This window comes from Synechococcus lacustris str. Tous, from assembly GCF_003011125.1.
Lineage (GTDB): Bacteria > Cyanobacteriota > Cyanobacteriia > PCC-6307 > Cyanobiaceae > Synechococcus_D > Synechococcus_D lacustris.
The window spans coordinates 16,266-41,760 of sequence record NZ_PXVC01000031.1 but is presented as its reverse complement, the minus strand read 5'-3'; the positions used below and the strand labels follow the sequence as shown (position 1 = coordinate 41,760).

Here is a 25,495-nt window from a genome sequence, read left to right as displayed (position 1 = left end):
TAACACAACCCATCTATCGGTAGCTGATCGCCATGGTTCCTTGGTGGCATTAACCACCACGCTTAATTTTGCCTATGGCAATGGCATTGCAGTACCAGGGGCAGGCTTCTTACTAAATAATGAGATGGATGATTTCAGCGCCAAGCCCGGTGTTGCTAATGCCTATGGATTAGTACAAGGGGAACGCAATGCCATTGCGCCAGGTAGACGGCCATTGAGTTCAATGACACCAACAATTGTACTTAATAGCAATGGCGAACCATGGCTTGCAACCGGCAGCCCCGGCGGTAGCCGGATTATTACTACGGTGTTGCAGGTGATATTAAACAGGATTCTGCATGGCTTGAATTTAGCAAGTGCAGTGTTGGTTCCACGGGTGCATAGCCAGCTTTGGCCTGATCAATTAAGTATGGAGGAAGGCATCAGCCCTGATACACAAAGATTGTTAGAAGCCAAAGGCCATAAGTTGTTGCAAACAGCGGCGATGGGTTCTGCCAATAGTGTGGAATTAATACCTGGGGGTGGCAGCCTTGGTGTTGCAGATCCGCGCAGATCTGAGGGGGCGGCGCTGCCAGAGCGACCTTAGGAAGTATTTATTTTGTTTTCAAAATATAATTTAATGAAGTATTGAACTACGCTTTGATATTCGGTGTAATAGTGGACCATTATGTGATGGTAAATTGATGGGTAACTCATCCCAATTAATTTCTTTGCCACCGGGAAAGCTATAGCTGGTTTCTGATATTTCCCGTTGTTGCCAAAATACGTCTAACAGGGTGATGCTTTGGCGCGGGGGGTTTGTGTCTACAATTAATTGAAGCGGGCCACTACCTGTTGCCCCTAGCTGAATTAAATCCAACTTACATAAGCATGTACGCCACCAATCTCAAGGATTTGCTGGAGTTTGTTTGCTTGATCTAGAACCTCGCCTGGTTGATCGCGGCCGCGGCTAACACCCCTTAGGGGTAAATGTTCTAGGGCAATCCGTATCTTTGCCTTTCTTGCGCTTGAGCTTGCGAGTTGCTCACGGGCCCAATTTTGTTGCTGGTTTGATATCTGGCACTGGATGCATCCCAAACCAACCAAAAATATTATTTAATTAAGGCCTAGTTGATGCTTTCTTGGCTGCTAAAAACGATTTGCTGCAGCTCGATCAGCATTTTTGGCCTGCAATCATGTCACCAGCGCAGATCACTTGATCTGGTTTACTTGCAAGGATAAATTTAATTCCTGCTTCTACTGTATCTAAATAGTTTGTAGACCCATAGCTACTATTGATATCGCTAAACAGGCCAAGCCTTAAATCTGGCCACTACCGGCTAAGCCAAATAAAGATCTTCTGCTAAGCATATTCATCACTCATCGCCAAGATAGGACCTCCTTAGGTTGCTGTTTTTCCGCAGCTCCTGAGCTGTGCCCTCCAGCACCAATTCACCGGCTTCAAGCACATAACCACGCTGGGCAATTGCAAGGGCTGCATATACATTTTGTTCAACAAGCAGCATTGTTAAACCATCTTTATTTAATTTAGCTAGGCACTGCATCAATTCATCAACTAAAAGGGGCGCTAAACCTAGGCTTGGTTCATCCAATAGCAATAGGTTTGGTTTTGCCATTAATGCCCTTGCAATCGCCAACATCTGCTGCTCACCACCACTGAGGCTACCCGCCAATTGCAGGCGCCTTTCAGCTAAGCGTGGAAATAATTGATAGCAATAATCTAAATCTATTTTAATCGCTTTTTTATTTCGCCTCAGCCATGCACCCAGCTCTAGGTTGGCTAATACCGTTTGCTTTGCTAACACACGCCTACCCTCTGGGCAGTGGCTGATGCCTAGCCGCACTGTTGATTCTGTTCTAAAGGATGATAAGCATTTATTAGCCCAGAGTATTTGGCCTTCTGCTGCCGGCAACAACCTAGATATTGCCCTTAGGGTGCTGCTTTTACCTGCACCATTAGAGCCCAAGAGGGCTACGCATTCACCGCTTGCAATCGAAAGATTTAATTGCCGCACAGCCCAAATGTTGCCGTAGCGCACCCCAAGTTGTTTAAGCTCTAGTAAGGGAGTAGCTGTCATCGTTGGCTGCCTAGATAGGCCTCAATCACCAGGGGATCACGGCGCACCTGTTCGGGGCTACCGAGGGCGATGCAACGGCCGAAATTAAGCACCGCCAATCGATCACATAACTGCATCATTAATGGCACATGGTGTTCAATAATTAAAATTGTTATTTTGAATTGGCAACGCACCCGCTGCACGAGCGCTTGTAAATCCTGCTTTTCAATTGGATTCATGCCGGCTGCTGCTTCATCAAGCAGCAACAACTTTGGCTTTGTTGCTAAGGCCCGAGCAAATTCAAGTTTCCTTTGATCGCCATAGGCTAAGGAAGCAGCTGCAGCATCAGCTTTTTCTTGCAATTGCACCAATGCTAAGAGTTCTAGGGCGGCGCGACGGTTGTTGCTGCCCATGGCAACTTGCAGGTTATTGATACAACTTAATTCACGAAAGAGGCGTAGGTTTTGAAAAGTTCGTGCTAAACCTAGCCTGCAAATCTGTTCTGGTTTCTTGCCAGCTAGCGAATTACCTTGCCAACGCAATTTCCCATGGCTTGGGGCTGTGAGGCCTGTTATTACATTAAATAGGGTGGTTTTACCTGCACCATTTGGGCCAATTAAACCAAGAATTTCACCTTCATTAATGCTTAAATTAACCCTATCTAATGCCTGCAGGCCACCAAAGCAAACGCTTAGTTGCTCTATTTCTAATAAATTATTTGTGGATGTTGGTGCACTCATGATTGTTTAGATTTTATTAATCCCTGGGGGATAAATATGGGCCCCAGAAGGATAACCAGGCCAAAAACGATGAGGCGTAGATCACCGATTGGCCTTAGTAATTCCGGCAGTGCCGTTAACACTAAACCGCCAATCACAGGCCCTAGCCAGGTGCGGCTACCACCTAACACTACAAAGGCTAGTGTTGTGATGCTGGCATCAAAGTTTGCCTGGCGTGCATTCCAACTATTGAAATAATGGGCTGCTAATACGCCGGCTGCAGCTGCCACTATGGCACTCAATACGAAAGCAATTAATTTAACTTGATCAGTGCTTACGCCCATGCAGCGAGCTGCTAATTCATCATCACGAATTGCTGCCATTGCCATGCCCAGGGGTTGGCGCTCGAGCCGGGCGCATGCCCATGCAACTATTGCCAGTAATAGGCCATAGGCGATTAGATATCCCTCAGGCCCTTCAAATGGCTGGGGAATAGCAAAGATGCCAACTGCTGCTCCAAACCAGGGGCTGCTAAGTAATACAACCCTCAATATTTCTACCAAGGCAATGGTAGCAATTGCTAAATAAATACCCCTTAATTTAAGAACTGGTTTGCCAATCAAAAATGCTAGTAGCCCAGCTACAGCTATGGCAACAATCATTTCTAATAGTAGTGAAGTTAATGGATAAACAGCATCGCTTCCACCTAAACCTGGTAATTGGGTAGATAGCAATGCTGCAACTGTGCCACCAATTGTATAAAAACCTGGAGTGGCAAGGGATAGTTGACCAGCCCGCAGGGGTAGGTATACAGCCAGGGCAAGCAGGGCGCCAAGCAGCATCAACACAAATAGGGAAATATCAATCATTGTGTGATTAAACCTTTTCCATTGGCGGCTTACCAAGGAGGCCTTGGGGGCGCAAGATCAACATTAAAAATAAAAAAGCAAAGGCAACTGCATCTTTATAAGCAGATAGTTTTGCGGGCACAAGGGCTTCGGCAATGCCAATGATTAAACCACCAAGCACTGCACCAGGCGCGCTGCCAAGGCCTCCTAGCACGAGCACTCCAAGCCCCTTAAGGCCATAACCGATGCCGAAATAGGGGCCGCCAATATTTACACTGAGGGCTACTAGGCCGCCGGAAATACCTGCTAAAAAACTAGCGATAGCAAATGCTAATTGAATTATTGCGCCGCTATTAATCCCAAGTAGCCGTGCTGTGGTGCCGTCTTCTGCTACTGCTTGAAGTGCCTTGCCATAGCTGCTGCGATTAAGCCATAGGCTCAAAATAAGCATTGCTATACCTGCAACTATTAAAAGCAGTAGTTGCACCGTACGAATTTGAACACCATGGCCAAGTGCTAATACTGCTGGCCATCTACCCAGTAGGTTTCCAGGTAAGGCGTAGGCTTCAGCACCCATTAAGAGCTGAATTAAATTCACTAAAATAACACCTGCCCCAAGGCTGGTTATTAGATAGAGCAGTGGTTCAGCACCCCTGCGGCGCAGGGGTTTAAAAGCAACGGCTTCCACTAGAAGGCCCATAGCTGCAGCTCCAATGCCAGCCAGCGGTAATGCAACTAAGAGTGGTAAGGCTAGGGGGAAATGCATGCCAGCCAACATGCCATTGCTGCCAACAGCACCGCCAAGTAATAGGTATGTGAAATAGGCACCGCATGTGAATACGGCGCCATGGGCGAAGTTAATCACCCCAAGTACTGAAAATACAAGCGTGTAGCCAAGGGCAAAGAGGGCATAGGTTGCACCAATTGATATGCCATTGATTAAGAGCTGTAATAAACCATCCATGGCACTTATTTAGGGCAACAGGGTAAATTTACCGCTGCGTCCATCGGGGTTCATGCGCACTTGAGCAACAAAGAAACTCTCTTGTATTACTTCTCCTTCAGGGCTAAAGCTGATTTTACCTAAGGGGGTGTTGTAAGTACCCCTAAGAATTTCTTCATTTAGCAAAATACGCACCTCACGTAGGGGTTTGGCTTCTAATGGTTGGCGTTTGTTTTGCCTTTCTGTTGCTTCTGCAATTACCTGGTAGGCAGCATAGGCTTGGGCTGTTAATTGCGGTGGCACCGCACCAGCTTGTTGCGCCTTAAAGCGGGCCACAAAAGAGCGATTGGCATCAGTTTGCAGCTCTGGGCTATAGGCCTGAGCGATCAAGATGCCATCACAGTTTTTTTGGCAAATTGGATAAATATTAGGCGTATTCATACCATTACCTACAACGATCGTGCCTTTAAAGCCCAGTTCCCGCAATTGACGAATTAAATTACCACCATCTACTGCCTGCAAAGACAACACAACCATATCTGGTTTCGCCCTTAATGCCGAGGTGATCTGATTGAGGAAATCTTGATCATTTAGCTGCGTACGTTGCACTGTAACTGTGTTGAGCGCCTTAGCTTTAATTGCCTTTTGAAAGATTGCTGTTTCCGAGGTGCTGTAGGCATCATCATTTGCATAAAATACAGCTACCCGTTTGATGGCAGGATTTAGCTGCAATGCTTTAGCGATTGATAGCGGTGCAATTACTAAACTTTGGGCTGATACACGGCTGATGAAATTACCAAGTTCCGGTATACCAGTTGCTGTATTTGAAGGTGCAACCACTGGCACACCACGCCGTTGCGCGATTGGGCTAGCGGCAAAGGCTTGTTGCGAAAGGGTGGGACCAATAAGTGCCGCGCTGCCGCGATTAATCAATAAATTAAAGGCATTTATTGCACCTGCTTCATCACTGCCGCCATCTTCGATGCTTAGGTTTAAAGGGATGCTGCTGCCTGGTTTAAATGCTGCCTGGGCTAGCTCGAGGCCAATCCGTTGGTCTTGCCCATAAACATTGGCATTACCAGTGAGAGATAAAATAGCCCCCACCGGTAAACCAGCTTTTAGGTTTACCGGTGCGTTGCTATTTGTGCTGCTACAGCTAGCCAGTAGCCCCAGCAGCAATAGCCATTTAGGCAATAATCGCAAAACTTTCACGGAAGGCATCAATTGTGGCATCGATATCAGCCTCTGAGTGGGCAAGGGAAGTAAAACCTGCTTCAAATGCACTTGGTGCAAGATACACCCCACGCTCCAACATCGCTCGATGTAATTTTGCAAATCTGGTTGTGTCTGCTGATTTTGCTTCTTCAAAATTACGCACCGGGCCTTCACATAGAAAGAAGCCAAACATTGCACTGATGCTGCTGCCACATATGGGTAAACCTGCTGCCTGGGCGGCTGCTTGAATGCCATTTGAAAGCCGTTTTGTGCGGGCTTCCAATTGTTCGTAGCAACCGGGTTGTTTTAACAGTTCAAGGGTTTTGATGCCGGCCGTCATCGCCAGTGGATTACCGCTCAGGGTTCCGGCTTGATACATCGGCCCAGCCGGCGCCACCATCGCCATGATTTCAGCGCGGCCGCCATAGGCACCCACCGGTAAGCCACCACCAATCACCTTGCCCATGGTGGTGAGATCTGGTGTAACACCAAATTTGGCTTGGGCACCGCCATAGGCAATGCGGAAACCAGTCATCACTTCATCAAATACCAGCAGGGCGCCATATTCATTGGTGAGTTCCCTTAGCCCTTCAAGAAAACCAAAATCCGGTGGAATAAAACCGGCATTACCAACCACAGGCTCAAGGATCACCCCAGCGATTGAATCTGGATTAGCAGCAAATAACTCCTTTACTGCTTCTAAATCGTTGTAGGGAGCAGTGAGCGTATTTGCAGTGGTGCTACTTGGCACCCCAGGGGAATCAGGCAAACCCAGGGTTGCAACCCCTGAACCGGCCTTCACCAAAAACATGTCGGCGTGGCCGTGGTAACAACCTTCAAATTTGATCAATTTGTCGCGGCCCGTGTAGGCACGCATCAGCCGCAACACCGCCATGCAGGCCTCAGTGCCGCTATTTACAAAGCGCACCATCTCAACGCTTGGCACCGCATCGATAACCATCTGGGCCAGCTGGTTTTCCAGGGCGCAGGGGGCGCCAAAACTGGTGCCTTTGGCTAGGGCTTGATGCAGGGCTTCAATTACCTCCGGATGGGCATGGCCGCAGATGGCCGGTCCCCAGCTGCCGATGTAATCGATATAGCGGTTGCCATCCACATCCCAGGCATAGGCGCCTTCCACCCGATCAAACAGAATCGGTTGGCCCCCCACCGATTTAAAAGCTCGCACCGGCGAATTCACACCGCCCGGCATCAGCTTTTGGGCCGCTGCAAACAATGCTTCTGAGCGGCTTGTGTTCAGGGCTGAAGCTGTTACCAAAGCTTGGGGGCCAGGTATCTGGCTAGATCACAAGCAACTATCCTCGCCTAAAACGCCCCAGCTTTGCGCCTTATAGGCTGAGATTGTGTATTTGTAAAAATCGTGGGTGCAGCCACTGCCATTGATTGGCGAGCCCTAGAGCAGCAATTACGTGCATTTTTACCTGCAAAAGCAGTTGTGAGCAAAGCGCAGGAGCTTCTCAGCTACAACTGCGATGGCCTCACGATGGAACGCCATCAACCACCCCTTGCGGTGTTGCCTGAAAGCACCGCTGATGTGGCCGCCATCTTGAAGTTATGCCAGCAGCTTGGCGTTCCGTTTGTGGCACGGGGCAGTGGCACTGGTTTGTCTGGTGGTGCCTTAGTTGAACAACCGGCCTTGCTTGTGATCACCAGCCGCATGCGCCAGGTGCTTTCAGTTGATCTCGCTAATCAACGCATCACCGTGCAACCGGGTGTGATCAATAGCTGGGTAACACGGGCTGTGAGTGGTGATGGTTTTTATTTCGCCCCTGATCCCTCCAGCCAAGTGGCCTGCAGCGTGGGCGGCAATGTGGCAGAAAATTCAGGCGGGGTGCATTGCCTCAAATACGGCGTTACCAGCAACCATGTGTTGGAGCTGGAGGTGGTGCTACCCGATGGCACTATCACCACCCTGGGCGGCCCCTTAGCGGAAATGCCAGGGCTTGATTTGCGCGGTGTTTTTATCGGCAGTGAGGGCACCCTCGGCATTGCCACCTCAATCACCCTGCGCATCCTGCGCCAGCCGGAAGCGGTGGCTGTTTTATTGGCTGATTTCGGCTCGATGGAAGCAGCAGGGGAAGCGGTGCGTGCCGTTACGGCCGCTGGCCTGTTGCCGGCGGGCATGGAAATCATGGACAACTTCACGATTCGCGCCGTGGATTCAATGCTCGATCAAGAGCTATATCCGGTTGATGCAGCGGCAGCTTTATTAATCGAACTCGATGGCAGTGGCCCTGAGGTGGAGATTGCGATGCAATTGTGTGATGGGCTCTGCCGCCAAGCCGGCGCCCGCCAGGTGCAAAAAGCAACCTCTGCTGAAGATCGCGCTCGCCTCTGGCTTGGTCGTAAAAGTGCAATTTCAGCTCTGGGTCGTTTATATCCCAATTACTACCTTCAAGATGGTGTAGTGCCCCGCAGCAGCCTGCCGATGGTGCTTGCTGCCATTGATCAACTCAGCCAGAAGCATCAATTGCCTGTGGCGAATGTGTTCCATGCCGGTGATGGCAACCTGCATCCATTGATTCTCTACAACGGCGCAGAACTAGGTGTGAAGGATCGAGTGAAAGCTTTAGGGGCAGCTATCCTGCGGCTTTGCGTTGATGTGGGTGGCAGCATCAGTGGTGAACATGGAGTTGGCAGTGATAAGCGTTGTTTTCTTGATTGGATGTTTGATGCCGCCGATCTTGAAACAATGCAATTAGTGCGTAAAGCGTTCGACCCCGAGCAGCGGGCTAATCCAGGTAAATTATTTCCCACGCCAGTGGGCTGCGCTGAAGCCCATAGGCGCTCCCAGCATTTGGAGCTACCGCCTGAGGTGGTGGTTATCTAGAAGTTATCTTCCTCCTCTGCGCCATCACCAATATCAATGCTTACAGGGGCGTGGTCGCTTGGTTTAAGTTCACCCCTTTCGCTTTTATGGATCATGCAACCCATGGCCAGCTGTTGTAATTCCTCACTGATATATATGTGATCAATTCGCCAGCCCTGATCGCGATCCCAGGCCCCCGAGCGGTAATCCCACCAGCTCCAATGGCCAGCTTCAGTTTCAAATAGGCGAAAGGCATCTTCTAAATCAGTGCCAATACATGCCCTTAGGGCTTGCCGTTCAGGCGCTGATGCCATGATTCCGCCATTGTGGCGGCTGGGGTTAGCAAGATCGATATCTTCTAGGGCAATGTTGAAATCACCCATCATGCAAAGGGGTTCCCCCTGTTGCCTCTGCACCGTTAGATAACGGTTTAAACAATTCAGCCAGGCTAATTTATAGTTGTATTTATCTGATTTTAAATCAGAGCCATTCGGCACATATAGGTTGAGTATTCGAACCCCTTCAACGGAGGCGCTAATTACCCGTTTCTGCTCGCCTAATTGCTCTGCTTCTTGATCACCCGGCAGCAGAGCAGCAAAACCAATGCGCACGTCTTCCAATGGAAGCCGGCTTAAAAGGGCCACGCCGTTATAACTCTTTTGGCCGCTGATGGCTGTTTCATAACCGGCCGCTTCAATTGCTGCCTGCGGAAAAAGGCCATCCTCCACCTTGGTTTCCTGCAGCCCCAACACATCAGGTTGGGCCGCTGCAAGCCAGCGCAGCAGATGTTCCTGCCGGCTGCGAATTGAATTCACGTTCCAAGTGGCGATCCGCACCGAAAGTGGCCTTTAAACTTGTTGCACTTAATAGCTGATCCATGCCTAATCAAGCTACAAACCTGTTGCGTGTTGTCCTGCCTGCAGCCCTCTTGGGCCTGATTGCATCGGGCGCCGGCCATGCAAATCCCAAAAATGAAAGCATCCAAGAGCAAAATCTCTACAACTACGGCACCACAAAACCGAGTAACTCACTTCTGGATGTAACTAATCCAATGGAGTTGATGAACCGTTTGCGCAATTCCAGCTCGATGGATAGCGCCACCTCCCCCAGTGATGCTGTGGATGAAGCCCTGCGTCAATTAGATAAACCAACGGCCCCAGCGGCCAAGGCGCGGCCAGTGGGGCCTTGAGCCTGCTGGCGCACGCTTTTAACCATCCAACTGGCGGCTACTTGATCTAAAACGGGCCGTGATTTTTCCGGCACCCGTTGACGCGCCTCCCTAATTAAGGCAACAGCTGCTTCCCCTTCGCCCGCCTCCTGTTTTTGCAGGGCTAAAGCCAATAGGGGCCGTGGATCCTCCGGATAGCGACCGATCAGATCGCGGTAGGTGTTTTCGGCACTTTTACTTTGCTGACGCCTTTGCTGCACATCAGCAAGCAATAGCCCAAGGGGCAGGCCCTCTGGTTTTGTTTTTGCTATCACCGCGCTGCTTTTTAGTTGCGCCTCCAGCTGGGCCCCCTTGCCTTGGTTCAACTGCAGTTGGCTCAATTGCTGCCAGGCCTCTGGCTGCAGTGGTTTCACATTCAGCACCTGGCGGATTTCCCTTTCCGCACCGCTTTGATCCTGCTGCTGCCTGCGGAGATCAGCCAACATCAAGCGCAACTGCCAATTTTCTGGCCTTTGGTCGCTAAGGGTTTCAAGTAGGCCAAGGGCACCGCTTTTATCGCCAAGGGCTAGGCGTAATTTGAGCAGCTGCAGTTGCTCTGCATCACTAGCAGTGCCGCCCTTTAGCTTTGCCTCTAGGGGCGCGCGGCGTTGTTTAAAGGCCGTTTGGGGAGTTTCAGCTGCTTCGATTTGCTTGCTGGTGTGGCCGAGCCACCAACCGCCCAAGCCAGCAAGGCCAATGGCTGCCACTGCTGCAATGGGTTTATTAAGCAAGGGATGCGCCTGATTTTTATCTAGTAAACCGTTTAAGGCGAGCGCTGTCAGGGGGATCGCTAGATTTCAATGTGGTTCAGCCCGGTTCTGCCTTTCTGATGCGTCAGCACCCGATTCCTCCGGTTAATGAACCGCTGCAGTTCCGGGCGATCGGAATCGTTAGGGGTACCTATTGCCCCGCCAGCACTGATGTGCTCACCCGCGGCAACCTCACCACTGCCGATGGCAGCGCCATCGATGCGGTGTTGCTGGGGCGGGTGTTGAGCTTGGTGAAGCGACACCTCAATTTGGAGCAGGAACACCTCTGGGTGGTTTATCCCCGCAGCAGAGATGATCAAAAATTGCATCTGCAGGTGGTGGGTGTGTGGGAACCAAGCACCCTGGCCAGTGATGGGGAGGATCTGGCTGATTCCCTGCCGGAGGGGGATGGATTCTTTTCCGTGCGGGGCGAATTGATCTATACCAAGCCTGAAACCGGTGATTTGGTAATCAAAATCCGCCAATTACCCCGCGCTGATGGCAGCCGCCCCCAACCGTTCAAGCTGCAACTCAAGGGCAATATTCCCCTTGAACATCTGCGCCATTTCCTTGATCTACGCGTGCGCTTACAGGGGGAATTACTTCAAATTGAACACTGGGAAGTAATTGCTCCGATGCCGCAACGCAGTGATCGTCGCGGTGGCGCAGCTAAAAAGCGCCCCCGCCGCTAATGGCCGCCCATTGGGCCTATTTGGATGCCCCCACCGGTGTGGCGGGGGACATGCTGCTGGCCGCCCTGTTCGACCAGGGTTTAGGGCAAGAGGTGGTGTTAGCACCCCTTGCTGCCCTTGGCCTTGGCGAGGCATTTCGTTTGCATGTGGCTGAGGGCCGCAATGGCGGCCTGCGGGGCACCAAGCTCAGAGTTGAATTACTTGAGCAATCACCCCCCCATCGCCTTTGGCGTGAGCTCAAGCCCCAGCTGGAAGCAGCCGCCTGGCCTGAGCCATTGCGCCTCAAGGTGATTGAGGTTTTTAGTTTGTTGGCGGAGGCGGAGGCCAGGGTGCATGGCTTAAGCCCAAGCCAGGTGCATTTCCATGAAGTGGGCGCCATTGATGCCTTGGTTGATGTGGTGGGCGTATGCGCTGGCCTGTTGCATTTCGGCATAGATCACCTGCTCGCCAGCCCGCCACCCGCTGGCCATGGCCATGTGCGCAGTGCCCATGGGGTGTTGCCGGTGCCGGTGCCGGCCGTATTGGAAATCGCCAGGCAACGCCAAATCCCCTTGGCCAGCAGCCTTGGTTTTCCCGCTGCTGAACTCACCACCCCAACGGGGATGGCGCTTTTGAGTGTTTGGGTAGAGCGCTTTTGCGCCCCCCCAGCCCATATCCCAGCCATGGTGGGCATCGGATTAGGCGAGCAACAGTTGGATCGCCCCAACCTGTTGCGCCTATGGCAACCAACTGTTCAAAAGCAAGAAGAGCAGGCCAGCACCGAAACGTTGCTCGTGCAGGAGTGCCAGATCGATGATATGGACGGCGAAGCCTTGGCTTTTTTGCAGGAGCAGTTGCGTTTAGCCGGGGCCCTTGAGGTTTTTGCAACCCCGATTCAAATGAAAAAGGGTCGACCAGGTGTGCTTTTAACCAGCTTGGCTCCGCCGGAACTAGCCCAATCCCTGCGCTCGATCTGGTGGCAGCACAGCAGCAGCCTTGGCCTCAGGGAAAAGTTGGAATCCCGGTGGGTATTACCCCGACAAGCGATAACGCTTAACAGCCCTTGGGGGCCTGTACAGGCAAAGCAAGCCCAGGGGCGAGTGAAGGTGGAAGCGGATGAATTGGCGCGGCTGGCAAGGGAGCATGGCTTGGGTTGGGCTGAATTGCGCTCTGCCTTGGCAAACCATCAACCATGAAAAAAATCCGCCTTTCCTGGCTGGTGGGTCCCCTGAGTGTGCTGCTGCTTGGCATTGCCCTTTGGCGCCATGGCAACCAGGTTTTGGAATTGGCTCCCGATCAAGAGGGTTGGGCCCTATTGCTTTTTGGGCTTGGAGCCACGGTGGCGGCCCAATGGTTAAACGCCATCGCCTGGTGGGCCTTGCTCCAATGGTTGAGGGTGCCCCTGCCACTACCCCAGGTTTTGCTGCTGTTTATACGCACCAATGTGTACAAATATTTGCCTGGCGGCATTTGGCATCAACTGGGCCGTTTGCGCTGGCTGCGCAGCCAAGCTGTTTCAGGGCGGCGGGCCCTCCTGGCGGTGTTGCTTGATCCGCTGTTGATGATGATTGCTGCCCTTTGCCTGGTGCCCCTGGGTGGATTGCAGTGGGGGCTTGGTTTGCTTGCACCCTTTGCACTGTTGTTATTGCGGCCCTGCTGGTTGAACCCATTACTGGAACGTTTGCTGCGCAGCAAGCGGGCAATGCTGGGCCCGGCCGAGGAATGCTCCAGTGATGCTCCATTGCTGGGTAGCCCTTGGCAACCACTGCTGCTGGAACTGCCGTTTCTATTGCTGCGCTTTGCTGGTTTTGGCTGTTGCGTTGCCACTTTCAGCAGTATCTCCAGCCTTGGCCTTGGGGTGTGGCTAGCGGCCTTTTGCCTTGCCTGGGTGGTGGGTTTGGTGGTGCCTGGCGCCCCCGGCGGGATCGGTGTATTCGAATTGGTGTTGCTAGCGCGGCTGCGGGGCTTAATTCCAGAGGCTGAACTGCTTGCGGTGTTGGTGAGCTATCGCTTGATCAGCGTTGGAGCGGAATTATTGGCAGCAGCAGGGGCACAAATCGACCAACGGCTTGCAATCCGCTCGCAATAACAATTAGTATTGAGAAAAGTTAGCTTTTGTTGTGGCGGTATCCGGGGGTTTACGCCACGATTTACATGGCCGTGGCCAGCGCCTAACACCACAGCGGCAAAGGGTTCTAGACCTTTTTGAACGGGTTGGCGCCGGCCATCACCTCAGCGCAGAAGACGTGCACCTGCAGTTGCTCAGGGCAGATGCGCGCGTTTCCCTCGCCACCGTTTATCGCACCCTGCGCCTGCTGGCCTCCATGGCCCTTCTGCGTGAATTGGAATTACCTGAGGGCAGCCGCAGATTTGAACTGGCAAGTGCTGAACAGCACGACCATCACCATTTGGTTTGCGCCGCCTGCGGCCGCACGGAGGAATTTGATAGCGCCCAGGTGTTGCAAGCAGGCGCTGATGCCGCTGCCAAACATGGTTTTCGCTTGCTTAGCTCCAGGCTCACAGTGAGGGGCCTGTGTGGGGCCTGCGCCGCTGCGGTTTGATAGTGCAATGGCTCTTTTAGAAGCAACCCACCTCTGGCACCACTACAGCCCAGGGGAATGGGCCTTGGAAGATATCAGTTTTGAACTTGAAGCTGGTGAATTAATCGGTTTACTTGGCCCTTCGGGCTGCGGTAAAACCACCCTGCTGCGCCTGATTGCTGGGTTTGAACGCCCCGTTCAGGGCAGCATTTCCCTTGGCGGCCAGCTCATTTCCTCTCCCCAGCGCTGCCTGCCGCCTGAACGGCGTGGGGTGGGCATGGTGTTTCAGGACTATGCCCTTTTCCCCCACCTGGATGCTTGGCAAAATGCCAGTTTTGGCTGCCGCACTGCAGCTGATCAGCGCCGGGCTGAATGGCTATTGGTTCAATTGGGTATCAATGAATTAAAGCGCCGTTATCCCCATGAGCTGTCCGGCGGCCAGCGCCAGCGGTTGGCCCTAGTGAGAGCCCTGGCGCCCGGGCCGCAATTACTGCTTTTGGATGAACCCTTCTCCAACCTTGATGTGGAAGTGCGTTTGCGCTTACGCAGTGAACTGCGCCAAGTGCTAGCTGAATGCGGCGTTAGTGCGGTGATGGTTACCCATGATCCCCAGGAGGCCCTCGCCGTATGCGATCGCGTAGCGGTCATGAAAGATGGCGGTTGGCATCAATACGCCAGCCCCCGCCAGCTGGTGGCTGAACCGGCCACGGCATTCGTGGCCAGATTTGTGCTGCAGGGCAATGTGTTGCCCCTCAGTTGCATTCAAGCCCTTGCCGATGGTGGCGCTGCCTTTGGTGTAGCCGGCGCGCCAGCCACACCAGATTGTGATGTGTTGCTGCGTCAAGACTGCCTCGCGGTGCAGCTTGATGCCAACGGTTCAGCAAAGCTTGTGGGCCGGGAATTTCTTGGTGATGAATGGCTTTATCAATTTGAATTGCAAGGCGAATTGCTGCGCCTAAAAGTGCCCCTTGAGCAGGAGTTGGAGCTGGGTAGTTTTTGCCGAATCAGTTTGCAACCGGGGGCAAAGGCCCTGTTGTTTCCTCCCGCAGTTGCGGCACCAGCATTAGGGCGGAGCTAAGCCCCAAGCCAACGATCAAAAGTGCAGGTGCAAGGGCAGCGCCAAGCCTTTCATCACTGGCGTATTGATAAACCCGCACCGCCAAGGTGTCGAAATTAAATGGACGCAGGGCAAAGGTGAGCGGTAACTCCTTAACGGTGTCTACAAACACCAAAAGACCCGCCAGCAGCAGGGGGCTGCGCAGAACCGGCAGGTGCACCATTGTTAAAACGCTTTGCCAGTTTTTACCGAGGCTTGCTGCCGCTTCTTCGATGCTGGGGGGCAGCCTTTCTAAACTTGCATCCAGGCCCCCTTTTGCCACCGCTAAAAAGCGATTGCCATATCCCCATAGCAATAGCAGTAGGGGTGGTACGCCAAGGGGGGCAAATAGGAGCAATAGGGCAAGGGCTAACACCGCCCCCGGCACCGCATAGCCAAGGCCAGCCATAAACACGGAAGCCTGCAGCCAGGGCAGCTTTAACCAACGGCTACCAACGGCCAAAATCAGGGCCATAAAAAGGGCAAGCACTGCAGCGCCAAGGCCAAGGGCCAAGCTGCGGCCGCTGAGGCCAATTAATTCAGCCAGGTTTTCCTGGCGCAACTGGTCCCAACTGCTACAAATCCAAATCAGTGGGATACCGCCACTCAGTAGGGGCGGCAAGAGGCAAAGGCTTGAGGCAAGCCAGGCCCTAGGGCCATGTAGCTGCCAGCCCTCAAAGCGATCGCCGGGGCCGGCTTGATCCCAGCGGCGACTAAGGCGCCTTTGCCAGCGTTCCGCCGCCACCAGCAAAGCCACCACGGCAAGGGAAGTGAGGGCAAGGCTTGTGGCACCCTGGGGGTCGCCCTCCCCCTGCCAGCGCTGCAGCAGGCCAGTGGAAAGGGTTGGTACCCCCAGTAATTCAACGGCGCCAAATTCATTCACCACTTCCATGCCTGCAAGGGCAATGCCGCTGGCAATGGCTGGTAAGGCCATGGGAAGGGCCACGCGTTTGAAGCTGCCCCATGCTGCTAAACCAAGGCTGCGGCTGGCTTCCAGGTGGCGGCGACCGCTTTGACGAAAGCTGTCGCGGCTCAATAACACCACGTAGGGCATGGTGCTGAGGATCAACACCGCTGCAGCCCAGCTGATTCCATGCAGGCGCAGCCCATGGCGACTGCCCAGATCGGTAATAACTGCTGCTTCCAGGTAGGCGGGGATGGCAAGCGGTATCAGCTGGGCAATGGTGAGCAGCCCCCTAGCCGGAAACCTGCAACATGCCGTTAACCAGCCGATGGCGGTGCCAAGGCAGCCCACACCAATGGCCACCAGCAACAAAAGCAGCAGGGTGTTGCCCAGTTGCTCAAACCCTTCGCGGCCAAGGGCGCTGAAGGCGCCTCCTGGCCTTGAGAGGCAATAAAAGAAAAGACCAAGCAGGGGCAGCAGATTGAGGGCTGCAGTGCCGCTGAGGATTGCAAGCAGGTTGAAACGGGGGGGCAGCCTTATTTCCAATCGTTGTTTTCCATTAATTGCACGGCAAGTTTGTTGTTGGCACCAAGGGTTTCGGCTGAAATGCCACTGGTTTTAAAGGGGCCAAAACTTTTCAACCATGGGTTATCGCCATAGCCTTTAAGTGGATATTCGTTGTTGGCTTCGGCATAACCTTTGCCGCCACTAGGGGAAGCCAGAAATTCAATCAGTTTTTGAGCTGCTTCTGGATTGCGGGCTGAGCTTGTTACACCAGCGCCGCTGATATTCACGTGGGCTGGGTTTGGCATTATCAATTTGAGATTTTTTGCTAGGCGTTGATCCGCCTCCCCGGATTCTCCGGAAAGCATGCGGGCTACGTAATAGGTATTCACCAGGGCTGCTCCGCATTGCCCTTGGGCAACAGCCCTAGTTAGGGCGGTGTCAGAGCTGAATACGGGCTGGGCAAGATTTGCCTGCATCGATTTAATCCAGCTGCTGGTGGCAACAGCTCCGTTGCTCACCAATTGATCTGCCACTAGGGATTGGTTGTAAACGCTTTTACGATCCCTTAGGCAAAGCTTGCCTTTCAATTGGGGGCTGGCCAGGTCGCCATAGGTGCGAATTGAAGCCGGAGAAACCAATTTTGGGTTAACGATTACAGCCCTCACCCTGCGGGTGAGGCCAAACCAACGGCCGCGGCTATCGCGATATTGAACCGGCACTTCCCTCAGCAACTGGGGCGATTTAAGTGGTTTAAACAGGCCTAAATCAGCGGCGCGATCAAGCCGCGCTGCATCCACGAGCACGAGCACATCGGCAGGGCTGCCGGAACCCTCTGCCTGTAAACGCTGTATGAGGGCATCATCTTTAGCTTCCAGCAGATTTACTTCGATGCCGGTGCGTTGGCTAAAAAGTTTGTAGAGCTGCTTATCGCTGTTGTAATGACGGCCCGAATAAACCCCGATCGATTCAGCTCCGGCAGGGGCCGCGGCTAAGCAGAAAAAAGCAGGCAAATAAAGCCAAACAAACGAACGAACCAAAGGCTTGTTGAGAACTGATCTCAACCTATAACTAAAACGGGGCTATTTGCAAGTGCTTCTCAATAGCTATAACAAATGTTCAATAGCGACGCCTCACGGCAACCGGGATTGGTTGCAGGATGCCGCCGCCCGAGTCGTCGTCGTCTGAGTTGGGCCTTAGGTAGAGAATGATGCCGATGGCAAGAGCGATTGCCCCAAGCAGCGCCGGTTCGATCATTACAAAAGTTCATCTTTCGAAACCCTAGTGGGATCAAGGCGGAGCTGTTGTTTTTTTGCCTTGTTTGCCCAGTTGCCATCCCACCAAGCTGCCCAGCAGGGCCGCCGGTAAGGCATGGCCCTTTAGAACCGCCAGTGTTACGAATAGGGGCACCAGTGGTTGGGCCAAGATCGCAGCTTGAATGCTTGCCACCAGTGCGCTAATCGCCACCTCGTTGGGAATGATCCCTAGGGCTTGATGAAGCCCTGAAGCGATCGCTGCAGCGCCAATTATCAAAGGAAAGAAAAGGCCGCCCACCCAGCCGCTTTCTAGGCAGAGGGCGCAAAGGCCAATTTTTAGAAGGCCAAGCAGCAAAAGTGCCCCTGGCCCCTGCATCAATGCGCCTTGGAGCAGGGGGCTCAATTGTTGCTCCCCAGAAAACAAAGCAAGCGGTTGCCAAATATTTACTAAAGCCAGCACCAGCCCTGCGAACAGCGCCTGGTTCAGGGTTGACACCGAGAAGCGTTGCCATTGCTTGCTTAGTTGCTGCCGCAATCCCAAAAACAACAAGCCCAAGCAGCCGCCAAGCAGGCCAAGTACCAGGGCCCACAGCAGGTTCAAGCCCGCCTGGCTGGGGCTTTGCGGCCAAATAAAGGCAACCCCCTGTTCACCACCACCAAACCTGTTGAAACCTTGGGTTAGGCCAAAGCCAGCGATTCCGCCTAGCAGCGCCGCCAGCCAGCTCCAGCGGGATTTGATTAAGTTGATTTTTGGGCTTATTGATTGTTGAACTCGTTTTAGGTTGAGGTTTATTTCGGCCAGCATCCGGCTCAGCATCGCCTCCGGGCCAAGGCTTCCACCCCCCACTAAGGCAAGCAGCCCCAGCAAAAGGTGGCTGCCTCTGAAGCTGAGATCAAGGCTTTGTTGCTGTTCGTTTGTTTGCCGCAGTTGGGCCAGGGTTACATGCAATTCCGGCAGGGGTTGGGCACCAGCACGGCGCAAAAGACCAATGGCAAGCCCAGTAATTAAGGGCAGCAAAAACTGCCATACCACAGGCGCTTGGGAGGGAAATCCGCGTAGCACCTGTTGCCCCCAAGCCAATTGGCTGAGGTAATCAAGCAATGCCATCACTAAGCCACCCAGTAGCCCGGTGATGGCCCCGGTTAAAAAGTTGGCAAAAACGCTAACTAAAACCCTTGCCTGCATCAGGTGCCTCGCAGGCTTGCAGCTGCTTAAGTAATTTGGGCTGATTTAAATTTCTGCCGATCAAAACTATTTGGTTGCTGCGCTCCCCTTGCCAATCGCTGTCGTCTATGGAAAAGCGCTTGCCGGCTAAGTGAAAAATATGACGCCGGCTTAGCAGTAAAGGTAAGGGCACCTCCCCTTTAACACAATGCAGCAGCCGAGCATCTTTTTTCACTTCTGCTAGCTGGTTTTCCAGCTCTTTAAGGCGTTCCGCTGATACGAGATCTGTTTTGTTAAGCAATAAGATATCTCCATAAAGAACCTGGGCTCTACCAACTTGGGTGTTGAGCACTTCAGCATCAAAATTTTCAGCATCCACCACCGTAATTATCGAATCGAGCCGGGTGAGATCACGTAAATCACTACCTAGAAAAGTCATGGCAACGGGCAATGGATCAGCAAGGCCAGTGGTTTCAACCACCATGTAATCAATGGGATCCGGCCGATCGAGCACCTTGTAAACCGTTTGCAGCAGTTCATCATTAATGCTGCAGCAAATGCAGCCATTGTTTAGCTCTACTGTGTTATCACTGCTATTGATAATTAATTCATTGTCAATGCCGATTTCACCAAATTCATTAACTAAAACTGCGGTTTTAACTCCCTCCTGGTTGGCGAGGATGTGATTGAGCAGTGTGGTTTTACCGGCGCCGAGAAAGCCCGTGAGAATGGTTACTGGAATCGGTTTTTTGTTTGGGGTGGCGGTCATTCAATTAGGTGATGGTGCGTGGATGGTTTTTAGTGTTTTGGTTTAGCTGGCTGGTTTGCAGTTAGCGCAAATCCCAAATACCTCAAGGGTATGAAATAGGGGTGTGAAACCCGTTGGCGTGTGTATTGATAGGGACTGCTGTTCCACGGGGCATTGGGCTAGGGCTGAACTGCTGCCGCATTCAACGCAGGTGAGATGGTGCACATCCCTTTCCCTAGGGGCATATAGGGCTTCTCCGTTGGCCAGATGACGGCAACGCACTTGCCCCTGTTGTTGCAGGCTGCGCAGATGGCGATACACGGTGGCGAGGCCAATGGCACCACCCTCTGCTTTGATGCGGGCGTGGAGGGCTTGACCACTTAATTCCTCCTCACTGCTGCGCAACACATCAAGCAGCAGGTTTTGCCTGGTTGCCGAACTCAGCACCATGGAGCACTCCAGTTCTTAGCAACTGTAGTAAAAATGATTCCTATTGCTGGTTTGCCCAAGGCGGCGGCAATTGCCAATAGGCGGCATTTTTGCTGTTTTCCCGAGCTTCCACCTGCCAGCACCAGCTGCGGCCAGCATCCCTGGCGTAGAGAAGCGCATTGGTTTGTTCCCACACCCAGTGGGCACTGCCTTCCATGCCAACATTTGCCATCACGCGCAGATCCAAGGCGCCCAATTCGTGCAGCCGCTGCCATTCCGGCAGCAGGGGATCATCGGCATTTGCCAAAAAGGTGTGATCAAATTGCTGATCCAAAACCTGACGTAATGCCTTGAGGCTGGAAAAATCCACCACAAAGCCATGCTGGTTTAGTTCTTTTGAGCCAAACCAACAGGTGAAGCTACGGCTGTAGCCATGCACAAAATGGCAGTGGCCAGGATGGTTTGGTTGGCGGTGGCAGCAGGGGAATCCCTCGAACTGCTTAGAGCAGGTGTACATAGGTGCGCCAGTGCGCTGCGAAGCTTGTTTAATCAGTTTCCCCTGCGGCCATGAATGCTCCTTGGGCTTTACCCCTAGAAGAGCTGCGTTTTAACCCCGACGGCCTGATTCCTGCCATTGCCCAGGATTGGCTTGATGGGGCGGTGTTGATGCTTGCTTGGATGAATCGCCAGGCCTTGGCGCAAACCCTTGCCAGCGGCCAGGTGCACTATTGGAGTCGCTCCCGCCAGGAGCTGTGGCACAAAGGCTCCAGCAGTGGCCATTTCCAACACCTCAAGGCGATTCGCTACGACTGCGATGCCGATGTGTTGTTGCTCAGCATCGAACAGCAGGGCGGCATCGCCTGCCATACGGGTGCCCGCAGTTGTTTTTATGGCTCTGGAAACCAAATCAGCTCCGGCGGTGCTGCGGCGCTGCCACCGCCTGTCGATGCCTGCACGGAATTGGCAAGGGTTATCCAGGGGCGGCTGAAGGATCCTGAACCTGGCAGCTACACAAATAAATTGCTGGAGGGTGGTGATAATCGAATTCTTAAAAAAATTGGCGAAGAGAGCGTTGAATTTGTGATGGCTTGTAAAGACAATGCCCCAGATCAAATTGCCGCAGAAGCTGCTGATTTGTTATTTCACCTTCAGGTGGCCCTAGCCCATCACGGCGTTAGCTGGCGGCAGGTGCAAGAGGTGTTGGCGGGCCGAAGGGATGCCCCCAGGAGGGAAAATTAGAGGCTGCACAAAAAATAGATTAAGTTTGAATGAGTAATTCTTGTTAGGAACAAATTTCCCCTAGAGATAGATCCCCTAGAGATAGAGCAAATGGGAAATTGGCCATGAAAGCAGCCAGCATTCCTTTCAACGAAGCAGATCGGCTGCACGCCCTGCAGGAATACCGAATTCTTGGCACCCAGCCGGAACAGTCTTATAACGATTTAACATTAATAGCAGCAGAGGTTTGTGATACTCCAATTGCATTAATGAGTTTGGTGGATGAAAATAAGCAATGGTTTAAGGCAAAAGTTGGTGTTGATGTGTTGGAAACACCAAGAGATTGGTCTTTTTGCGCCCATGCTATTCACACATTTGAGCCTTTAATTGTTGAAGATGCTTTGAATGATCAACGATTCCACGATAATCCATTAGTTTGCGGCGAACCCAATATAAGGTTTTATGGAGGTTTCCCTCTCCAGAATAATCAAGATCATCGAATTGGTACTCTCTGCGTTATTGATAGAACGCCAAAATCCTTGAACAAATCCCAAATTAAAATTATGGAAGCGCTTGCACGGCAGGCGGTTTCATTCTTAGACCTAAGGCTTAGGGCTGTGCGATTACTAGATTCATATTGTAGTTTGGATCACTCGCCCAATATTATCTCCACCTGTTCCTACTGTCGCAAAGCAAAAAATGAGGATGGACAGTGGCAATATCTAGATCAGTATCTATCTAAGCGATCCAGCCTCAATTTCAGCCATGGAGTTTGCGATGCCTGCATGGAAGATCAATTCCCTGAGGTTTTAGAAATTTGGAAGCAGGATGAAAAAGAGAAATTTAGAAATAATTATCGTTCAAAAATAAACTCAAAAACAGAAGGGTAAAAATTGAGCTCTGCAGGCGGCGTAGCCATCAACTAACGCGCCAAGGCCAATCTGGTGGGCAATGCCAAAGCCAGTGAGGCCTTCTACAACAACTCCAATCACGATGCCAACCATGGCCGCACGGCCATTGAAGCGCTCAACTTTTTGCAATTGCTCCATGTGGGTCATCTGCTCGGCGCGGGCTTGGAACAATTTGCTGTTGCTGGCGGAGTTGTCCATTGCTGGTTTGCGTGTTGCGAAATATTACAGGCTTTGTAACGGATTGTAAAGATCCTCCCTTTATGGCCCCTAGGTGCTCGTTTCGCGCCCCCGCCTTTGATCAATTAGTCGGGCAAGCTCAAGGAAATAGCCCGCAGTGCACCACTTGCCATGGTTGCGATCTCTATTCACTGAGTCGCTCCTCAGCTCCGCTGTTTCAGCCAAAAGCAGGTCGAGCTCCCCCTGGGGGAGCTCATAGAGCTCCTGAAGTTCTATGGATCGATCAAGTAGGTGGCTTTTAAACCACTTTTGATTTTGCTCTTGGAGGGGGATATCCATTTTGAGCAAAGCTAAGCAAGCCCTAAACCTAGCCAAGCTGAAATCCATTGAAAAGTTGTTTTGTTATTTCGCATCACTTGATACAGAAGCTGCGGCCATTGAGCTCCTAATCATGTTTAATCTCTGGTGAGCCAATGTTTAGTGATGAGGGTGTAAAGCCTGCCTTAAACGGGCAGGCGAACCCCAAAACCTTATCCGCTTTGCTGAGTATAATTACCGGTGCATTTTTTGTTCTGCTTGGCGCCTTAGCCTCTGAGCAAATGAGATTGGATAAGTGCAGGGCGGAAAGTAAATTGCCCCAATCTGCTTGGGCCACTGGAGTTTCCCTTTGCTCCCATGGCGCCCTTGTTAGGAGTTCAACTCAAAACCATTGAAATCGGATCCAAATTTGTAAAAGTAAATCTGCTTTTATGTGCAAGCCTGGAGGGCTGATTGGTGATTGATCAAAAAGATAAGTGGAATCGCGGCTTGGATCTGTTTATTGAATCGGTTTTAAAGCCAGATCCAAAACTTCGCAATTGTGCCCATAATCAAGAATGCTTTAATGAATTAATGGAAGTTCGTAAAAATATTTTAGAACACCTCGAGAGCATGCGCTGGCATGAATAAGTAGTTTTCCCGTTAGATCGCTTGCTTTTTCTTCTATCTTTTAACAAGAAGCGGTTTTGGTTCACTAGAGCTTGTGAAGGGCCCCCTGCAGGTTGTGTGGTTCAAGCGGGATCTGCGTATTGCAGACCACAAACCGCTGTTGGAAGCCAGCCGGCTAGGTGCGGTACTTCCCCTTTATGTGGTGGAACCCCACTACTGGCAGCAAAGCGATTGTTCTGGGAGGCAATGGCAATTCTGTGCTGAAAGCTTGTTGGAGTTGAGGTTGTCCTTAGCCCGTTTAGGGCAACCCCTAGTGGTGCGCTGCGGCCAGGTGGAACAGGTGTTGGAGCGGGCCCACCATCAATTTGGCATCGCTGGCCTTTGGAGCCATGAGGAAACCGGTAATGGTTTTACCTACGCCCGTGATTTACGGGTGGCCGCCTGGGCGAGGCGGCATTCGATTAGGTGGCATGAATTTGCCCAGTTCGGTGTTATTCGCGGGCTAAAAAACCGCAAGGGTTGGGCCCGCCGCTGGGAGGGCCGCATGGCTGAAATGCTCACCCCGCCGCCGGAGCGCTTAACACCCTTGGAGGGCATAGAAATTGGTGAAATTCCCTCTACCCATGGGCTGGGCCTAGAGCCCGATTTATTGCCACGCAGGCAGCATGGAGGCAGCCGTGAGGCTGTTCAGTTGCTATCAAGCTTTTTAACTGAACGCAGCCGTCGCTACCAGGCTGATATCTCAAGCCCGATAACCGCGGCCGCCAGCTGCTCCCGCCTCTCCCCCCATTTGAGCTGGGGCACCCTTTCATTGCGTGAAGTGGTGCAACTCACAAGAAAGCGTCGTTTCTGTTTTGCCGATAGCCCCGCAGAGCGCAGCTGGAGCAGATCTTTGCAGCGCTTTGACAATCGCCTTCACTGGCATTGCCATTTTATTCAAAAGCTTGAAAGTAAGCCCAGCCTTGAATATCAAGAGCTTTACAGCGGCAGGTTTGTGCAGCGCAGCAGCAATGAAAAACGTTTAAAGGCCTGGGCTTTGGGTTGCACTGGCCTGCCGTTTGTAGATGCCTGCATGCGTTCTTTAATTGCTACCGGCTGGCTTAATTTCCGCATGCGGGCAATGCTTATTTCCGTTGCGAGTTACCAACTGCTGCTCCCCTGGCGCGAAAGCGGCATGCATTTAGCCCGCCTATTTATTGATTATGAGCCTGGCATCCATTGGAGCCAGTGCCAAATGCAATCTGGCACCACGGGAAATAAAACCGTGCGTATATATAACCCCCTTAAGCAAGGTCTTGATCACGATTTATCCGGCAATTTTATTCGTAGATGGCTACCTGAATTACGCCGTGTGCCAGCGGTATATCTACATCAACCGTGGACTATGGATCCACAAACCCAAGATCGAGTTGGTTGTGTGATTGGTAGCTCCTACCCAAAACCAATTGTGAGTTTTGCAAAACCGGCCAAACCGCTAAATCCCGCCCAACTTAATCTTTTTTGCCTTTAAGGCAGTTTTGGAGGTTATCCCGAGCGATTTCTAAAGCAACTTGGCAGGTTTCCCTGTCGTCTTTATCTATTTCACCTTGATCTCCCCGTAATCGTTGTTCCAAGAATTCGATCTCCTCCTGCCAGTGCTCAGCACCTAAATCAGCTATGGAGGAAAGTTCATCATGGCCATTATCTTCCGCCATATCGTCTGCTAAAGAAAAATCGTCGTCCCGCATGGTGATAACTGGTTTTGGGCTGGTTGTGAAATCAAGCCTTTCGCAACTATATTAATGGCTAGAACAAGAAAAACCAATGAAACGCTTTATTGCTCTTTTGCTGGCATTCAGCGTTGGATCAGCCGCCATGGCCCACGGCAGCGCTACCGGAGGTGCCCTTGCCGGTGCTACCCACCCGTTGCTGGGTTTTGATCATCTGTTGATGCTGATCGCTGTTGGCACCGCAGCGGCTTCCATCTCCTCCCAGCTGCTGTTGTGGGCCCTTGCTGGTGCTGTTGTTGGCGCCGCAGTGGGCTTTTCAGGTTTCCAGCTTGGATCAGCTGAGCTGTTGGCAGCATTGGCCATATCCGTGCTCGCTGGCATTTCTCTGCTGTCTTGGAGATTTCCTAATAACTTCAGCGCAAATAAAATCAGCGGCATTGTGGTGGCAGCAGCGGTTTCAATTCACGCCATGTTGCATGGCTTGGAAGCACCTAAAGACAACACAAGTTTGATTTGGTGGAGTGCTGCACTTTTTAGCTCCGCTGTTATAGCCGGTGGAACTTATTTACTGCTGAAAAAATCAGCAATTGCCTATAGAAAAACAGCAGCGATCACTTTGCTTGTGTTGGGTGGAGCGCTTTCTTTTATTCATTAAATTTTGCTGCTAAAAATATT

The 25,495-nt window shown here is 52.0% G+C and carries 31 protein-coding genes; 13 read left to right on the top strand and 18 right to left on the bottom strand.

What is annotated here, in order from left to right:
* A partial coding sequence (locus C7K08_RS08035; RefSeq protein WP_193464824.1) for a gamma-glutamyltransferase occupies nt 1–586 on the top strand: 586 nt, incomplete at its 5' end.
* Between the two features lie 769 nt (nt 587–1,355).
* On the opposite strand, the gene C7K08_RS08020 is transcribed toward C7K08_RS08035, so the two are convergent.
* The 6 genes from C7K08_RS08020 to hemL are packed head-to-tail and all read right to left on the bottom strand — an operon-like array spanning nt 1,356 to nt 7,040.
* Entirely contained in the window at nt 1,356–2,078 is a 723-nt protein-coding gene (locus C7K08_RS08020; RefSeq protein WP_106500112.1) for an ABC transporter ATP-binding protein, read from the bottom strand.
* The gene (locus C7K08_RS08015) at nt 2,075–2,797 is read right to left on the bottom strand and encodes an ABC transporter ATP-binding protein (protein ID WP_106500111.1); all 723 of its coding nucleotides are present in this window, start codon (nt 2,795–2,797) and stop codon (nt 2,075–2,077) included. The genes C7K08_RS08020 and C7K08_RS08015 overlap by 4 nt, the downstream gene beginning before the upstream one ends.
* A complete protein-coding gene (locus C7K08_RS08010; protein ID WP_106500110.1) occupies nt 2,794–3,645 on the bottom strand; it encodes a branched-chain amino acid ABC transporter permease in 852 nt (283 codons plus the stop codon). The genes C7K08_RS08015 and C7K08_RS08010 overlap by 4 nt, the downstream gene beginning before the upstream one ends.
* 7 nt (nt 3,646–3,652) lie before the next feature.
* The gene (locus C7K08_RS08005; protein ID WP_106500109.1) at nt 3,653–4,588 is read right to left on the bottom strand and encodes a branched-chain amino acid ABC transporter permease; all 936 of its coding nucleotides are present in this window, start codon (nt 4,586–4,588) and stop codon (nt 3,653–3,655) included.
* A 9-nt stretch (nt 4,589–4,597) separates the two neighbouring features.
* Nucleotides 4,598–5,788: an ABC transporter substrate-binding protein gene (locus tag C7K08_RS08000; protein WP_106500123.1), complete on the bottom strand. Its 1,191-nt coding sequence runs from the start codon at nt 5,786–5,788 to the stop codon at nt 4,598–4,600.
* Entirely contained in the window at nt 5,754–7,040 is a 1,287-nt protein-coding gene (hemL, locus tag C7K08_RS07995; RefSeq protein WP_106500122.1) for a glutamate-1-semialdehyde 2,1-aminomutase, read from the bottom strand. Before hemL ends, C7K08_RS08000 begins: the two co-directional genes overlap by 35 nt.
* 120 nt (nt 7,041–7,160) lie before the next feature.
* On the opposite strand from hemL, the gene C7K08_RS07990 reads away from it, so the two are divergent.
* Entirely contained in the window at nt 7,161–8,630 is a 1,470-nt protein-coding gene (locus tag C7K08_RS07990) for an FAD-linked oxidase C-terminal domain-containing protein (RefSeq protein WP_106500108.1), read from the top strand.
* On the opposite strand, the gene xth is transcribed toward C7K08_RS07990, so the two are convergent.
* The gene (gene xth / locus C7K08_RS07985) at nt 8,627–9,445 is read right to left on the bottom strand and encodes an exodeoxyribonuclease III (RefSeq protein ID WP_106500107.1); all 819 of its coding nucleotides are present in this window, start codon (nt 9,443–9,445) and stop codon (nt 8,627–8,629) included. The two genes, C7K08_RS07990 and xth, sit on opposite strands and share 4 nt — an antisense overlap.
* 41 nt (nt 9,446–9,486) lie before the next feature.
* Here xth and C7K08_RS07980 point away from each other — a divergent pair, with 41 nt between their 5' ends.
* Nucleotides 9,487–9,798, top strand: coding sequence for a hypothetical protein (locus tag C7K08_RS07980; RefSeq protein WP_106500106.1), 312 nt, complete (start codon nt 9,487–9,489; stop codon nt 9,796–9,798).
* Here the strand turns inward: C7K08_RS07980 and C7K08_RS07975 are convergent.
* The gene (locus tag C7K08_RS07975; protein ID WP_106500105.1) at nt 9,744–10,547 is read right to left on the bottom strand and encodes a tetratricopeptide repeat protein; all 804 of its coding nucleotides are present in this window, start codon (nt 10,545–10,547) and stop codon (nt 9,744–9,746) included. The two genes, C7K08_RS07980 and C7K08_RS07975, sit on opposite strands and share 55 nt — an antisense overlap.
* 98 nt (nt 10,548–10,645) lie before the next feature.
* Here C7K08_RS07975 and C7K08_RS07970 point away from each other — a divergent pair, with 98 nt between their 5' ends.
* From C7K08_RS07970 to C7K08_RS07950, 5 genes are read left to right on the top strand one after another with little or no spacing between them, the layout of a single operon-like run.
* Nucleotides 10,646–11,257, top strand: a complete 612-nt coding sequence (locus tag C7K08_RS07970; RefSeq protein WP_106500121.1) for a hypothetical protein — start codon at nt 10,646–10,648, stop codon at nt 11,255–11,257.
* Complete coding sequence (gene larC / locus C7K08_RS07965) at nt 11,257–12,432, top strand: nickel pincer cofactor biosynthesis protein LarC (protein WP_106500104.1); 1,176 nt, start codon at nt 11,257–11,259, stop codon at nt 12,430–12,432. Before C7K08_RS07970 ends, larC begins: the two co-directional genes overlap by 1 nt.
* Nucleotides 12,429–13,325: a lysylphosphatidylglycerol synthase domain-containing protein gene (locus C7K08_RS07960; RefSeq protein WP_106500103.1), complete on the top strand. Its 897-nt coding sequence runs from the start codon at nt 12,429–12,431 to the stop codon at nt 13,323–13,325. The genes larC and C7K08_RS07960 overlap by 4 nt, the downstream gene beginning before the upstream one ends.
* Nucleotides 13,326–13,356: 31 nt before the next feature.
* Nucleotides 13,357–13,797 carry a Fur family transcriptional regulator gene (locus tag C7K08_RS07955; RefSeq protein WP_106500102.1) on the top strand — a complete coding sequence of 147 codons (441 nt, stop codon included), beginning with the start codon at nt 13,357–13,359 and terminating at the stop codon, nt 13,795–13,797.
* Complete coding sequence (locus C7K08_RS07950; protein ID WP_341272147.1) at nt 13,772–14,854, top strand: ABC transporter ATP-binding protein; 1,083 nt, start codon at nt 13,772–13,774, stop codon at nt 14,852–14,854. Before C7K08_RS07955 ends, C7K08_RS07950 begins: the two co-directional genes overlap by 26 nt.
* On the opposite strand, the gene C7K08_RS07945 is transcribed toward C7K08_RS07950, so the two are convergent.
* The 7 genes from C7K08_RS07945 to C7K08_RS07920 all read right to left on the bottom strand — a co-directional run bounded on the left by C7K08_RS07945 (nt 14,781) and on the right by C7K08_RS07920 (nt 20,395).
* The gene (locus C7K08_RS07945) at nt 14,781–16,322 is read right to left on the bottom strand and encodes an ABC transporter permease (protein WP_241537145.1); all 1,542 of its coding nucleotides are present in this window, start codon (nt 16,320–16,322) and stop codon (nt 14,781–14,783) included. The two genes, C7K08_RS07950 and C7K08_RS07945, sit on opposite strands and share 74 nt — an antisense overlap.
* Nucleotides 16,313–17,320 (bottom strand): extracellular solute-binding protein, encoded by a 1,008-nt coding sequence (locus C7K08_RS07940; RefSeq protein WP_241537144.1) that lies wholly within the window; start codon nt 17,318–17,320, stop codon nt 16,313–16,315. The genes C7K08_RS07945 and C7K08_RS07940 overlap by 10 nt, the downstream gene beginning before the upstream one ends.
* A gap of 79 nt (nt 17,321–17,399) precedes the next feature.
* A complete protein-coding gene (locus C7K08_RS15980; protein ID WP_162842895.1) occupies nt 17,400–17,537 on the bottom strand; it encodes a hypothetical protein in 138 nt (45 codons plus the stop codon).
* A gap of 33 nt (nt 17,538–17,570) precedes the next feature.
* Nucleotides 17,571–18,722 (bottom strand): chloride channel protein, encoded by a 1,152-nt coding sequence (locus C7K08_RS07935; RefSeq protein WP_106500100.1) that lies wholly within the window; start codon nt 18,720–18,722, stop codon nt 17,571–17,573.
* Nucleotides 18,700–19,470, bottom strand: a complete 771-nt coding sequence (locus tag C7K08_RS07930; RefSeq protein WP_106500099.1) for a CobW family GTP-binding protein — start codon at nt 19,468–19,470, stop codon at nt 18,700–18,702. Before C7K08_RS07930 ends, C7K08_RS07935 begins: the two co-directional genes overlap by 23 nt.
* Nucleotides 19,471–19,512: 42 nt before the next feature.
* The gene (locus C7K08_RS07925; protein WP_106500098.1) at nt 19,513–19,899 is read right to left on the bottom strand and encodes a Fur family transcriptional regulator; all 387 of its coding nucleotides are present in this window, start codon (nt 19,897–19,899) and stop codon (nt 19,513–19,515) included.
* 40 nt (nt 19,900–19,939) lie between these two features.
* Nucleotides 19,940–20,395, bottom strand: coding sequence for a 6-carboxytetrahydropterin synthase (locus C7K08_RS07920; RefSeq protein WP_106500097.1), 456 nt, complete (start codon nt 20,393–20,395; stop codon nt 19,940–19,942).
* Nucleotides 20,396–20,445: 50 nt separating this feature from the next.
* On the opposite strand from C7K08_RS07920, the gene hisIE reads away from it, so the two are divergent.
* Entirely contained in the window at nt 20,446–21,117 is a 672-nt protein-coding gene (gene hisIE, locus C7K08_RS07915) for a bifunctional phosphoribosyl-AMP cyclohydrolase/phosphoribosyl-ATP diphosphatase HisIE (protein WP_106500096.1), read from the top strand.
* A 104-nt stretch (nt 21,118–21,221) separates the two neighbouring features.
* A complete protein-coding gene (locus C7K08_RS07910; RefSeq protein WP_106500095.1) occupies nt 21,222–21,986 on the top strand; it encodes a GAF domain-containing protein in 765 nt (254 codons plus the stop codon).
* Here the strand turns inward: C7K08_RS07910 and C7K08_RS07905 are convergent.
* Nucleotides 21,969–22,205, bottom strand: a complete 237-nt coding sequence (locus C7K08_RS07905; RefSeq protein WP_106500094.1) for a chlorophyll a/b-binding protein — start codon at nt 22,203–22,205, stop codon at nt 21,969–21,971. The two genes, C7K08_RS07910 and C7K08_RS07905, sit on opposite strands and share 18 nt — an antisense overlap.
* Before the next feature lie 69 nt (nt 22,206–22,274).
* On the bottom strand, nt 22,275–22,523 hold the full coding sequence (locus C7K08_RS07900; protein WP_106500093.1) for a hypothetical protein: 249 nt from the start codon (nt 22,521–22,523) through the stop codon (nt 22,275–22,277).
* Nucleotides 22,524–22,955: 432 nt separating this feature from the next.
* Here C7K08_RS07900 and C7K08_RS15975 point away from each other — a divergent pair, with 432 nt between their 5' ends.
* Both C7K08_RS15975 and C7K08_RS07890 read left to right on the top strand, forming a co-directional pair.
* Nucleotides 22,956–23,132 (top strand): hypothetical protein, encoded by a 177-nt coding sequence (locus tag C7K08_RS15975; RefSeq protein ID WP_162842894.1) that lies wholly within the window; start codon nt 22,956–22,958, stop codon nt 23,130–23,132.
* Between the two features lie 73 nt (nt 23,133–23,205).
* Nucleotides 23,206–24,621 (top strand): cryptochrome/deoxyribodipyrimidine photo-lyase family protein, encoded by a 1,416-nt coding sequence (locus tag C7K08_RS07890; protein ID WP_106500091.1) that lies wholly within the window; start codon nt 23,206–23,208, stop codon nt 24,619–24,621.
* Here C7K08_RS07890 and C7K08_RS07885 read toward each other — a convergent pair.
* Nucleotides 24,602–24,838, bottom strand: a complete 237-nt coding sequence (locus C7K08_RS07885) for a hypothetical protein (RefSeq protein WP_133165185.1) — start codon at nt 24,836–24,838, stop codon at nt 24,602–24,604. The two genes, C7K08_RS07890 and C7K08_RS07885, sit on opposite strands and share 20 nt — an antisense overlap.
* A 76-nt stretch (nt 24,839–24,914) precedes the next feature.
* Between C7K08_RS07885 and C7K08_RS07880 the strand changes: the two genes are divergently transcribed.
* A complete protein-coding gene (locus C7K08_RS07880) occupies nt 24,915–25,475 on the top strand; it encodes a HupE/UreJ family protein (RefSeq protein ID WP_106500089.1) in 561 nt (186 codons plus the stop codon).
* The last annotated feature ends 20 nt before the right edge of the window (nt 25,476–25,495 follow it).

Excerpts from the sequence above, each read along its gene's own strand:
- C7K08_RS07905 (WP_106500094.1), bottom strand. The coding sequence starts at position 22,205 with ATGGACAACTCCGCCAGCAACAGCAAATTGTTCCAAGCCCGCGCCGAG.
- C7K08_RS07885 (WP_133165185.1), bottom strand. The coding sequence starts at position 24,838 with ATGCGGGACGACGATTTTTCTTTAGCAGACGATATGGCGGAAGATAAT.
- C7K08_RS07930 (WP_106500099.1), bottom strand. The coding sequence starts at position 19,470 with ATGACCGCCACCCCAAACAAAAAACCGATTCCAGTAACCATTCTCACG.
- C7K08_RS08015 (WP_106500111.1), bottom strand. The coding sequence starts at position 2,797 with ATGAGTGCACCAACATCCACAAATAATTTATTAGAAATAGAGCAACTA.
- C7K08_RS08000 (WP_106500123.1), bottom strand. The coding sequence starts at position 5,788 with ATGCCTTCCGTGAAAGTTTTGCGATTATTGCCTAAATGGCTATTGCTG.
- C7K08_RS08020 (WP_106500112.1), bottom strand. The coding sequence starts at position 2,078 with ATGACAGCTACTCCCTTACTAGAGCTTAAACAACTTGGGGTGCGCTAC.
- hisIE (WP_106500096.1), top strand. The coding sequence starts at position 20,446 with ATGAATGCTCCTTGGGCTTTACCCCTAGAAGAGCTGCGTTTTAACCCC.
- C7K08_RS15980 (WP_162842895.1), bottom strand. The coding sequence starts at position 17,537 with ATGATCGAACCGGCGCTGCTTGGGGCAATCGCTCTTGCCATCGGCATC.
- C7K08_RS07960 (WP_106500103.1), top strand. The coding sequence starts at position 12,429 with ATGAAAAAAATCCGCCTTTCCTGGCTGGTGGGTCCCCTGAGTGTGCTG.
- C7K08_RS07925 (WP_106500098.1), bottom strand. The coding sequence starts at position 19,899 with ATGGTGCTGAGTTCGGCAACCAGGCAAAACCTGCTGCTTGATGTGTTG.
- C7K08_RS07880 (WP_106500089.1), top strand. The coding sequence starts at position 24,915 with ATGAAACGCTTTATTGCTCTTTTGCTGGCATTCAGCGTTGGATCAGCC.
- C7K08_RS07910 (WP_106500095.1), top strand. The coding sequence starts at position 21,222 with ATGAAAGCAGCCAGCATTCCTTTCAACGAAGCAGATCGGCTGCACGCC.
- C7K08_RS07970 (WP_106500121.1), top strand. The coding sequence starts at position 10,646 with ATGCGTCAGCACCCGATTCCTCCGGTTAATGAACCGCTGCAGTTCCGG.
- C7K08_RS07935 (WP_106500100.1), bottom strand. The coding sequence starts at position 18,722 with ATGCAGGCAAGGGTTTTAGTTAGCGTTTTTGCCAACTTTTTAACCGGG.
- larC (WP_106500104.1), top strand. The coding sequence starts at position 11,257 with ATGGCCGCCCATTGGGCCTATTTGGATGCCCCCACCGGTGTGGCGGGG.
- C7K08_RS07900 (WP_106500093.1), bottom strand. The coding sequence starts at position 22,523 with ATGGATATCCCCCTCCAAGAGCAAAATCAAAAGTGGTTTAAAAGCCAC.
- C7K08_RS08005 (WP_106500109.1), bottom strand. The coding sequence starts at position 4,588 with ATGGATGGTTTATTACAGCTCTTAATCAATGGCATATCAATTGGTGCA.
- C7K08_RS07920 (WP_106500097.1), bottom strand. The coding sequence starts at position 20,395 with ATGTACACCTGCTCTAAGCAGTTCGAGGGATTCCCCTGCTGCCACCGC.
- C7K08_RS08010 (WP_106500110.1), bottom strand. The coding sequence starts at position 3,645 with ATGATTGATATTTCCCTATTTGTGTTGATGCTGCTTGGCGCCCTGCTT.
- C7K08_RS07980 (WP_106500106.1), top strand. The coding sequence starts at position 9,487 with ATGCCTAATCAAGCTACAAACCTGTTGCGTGTTGTCCTGCCTGCAGCC.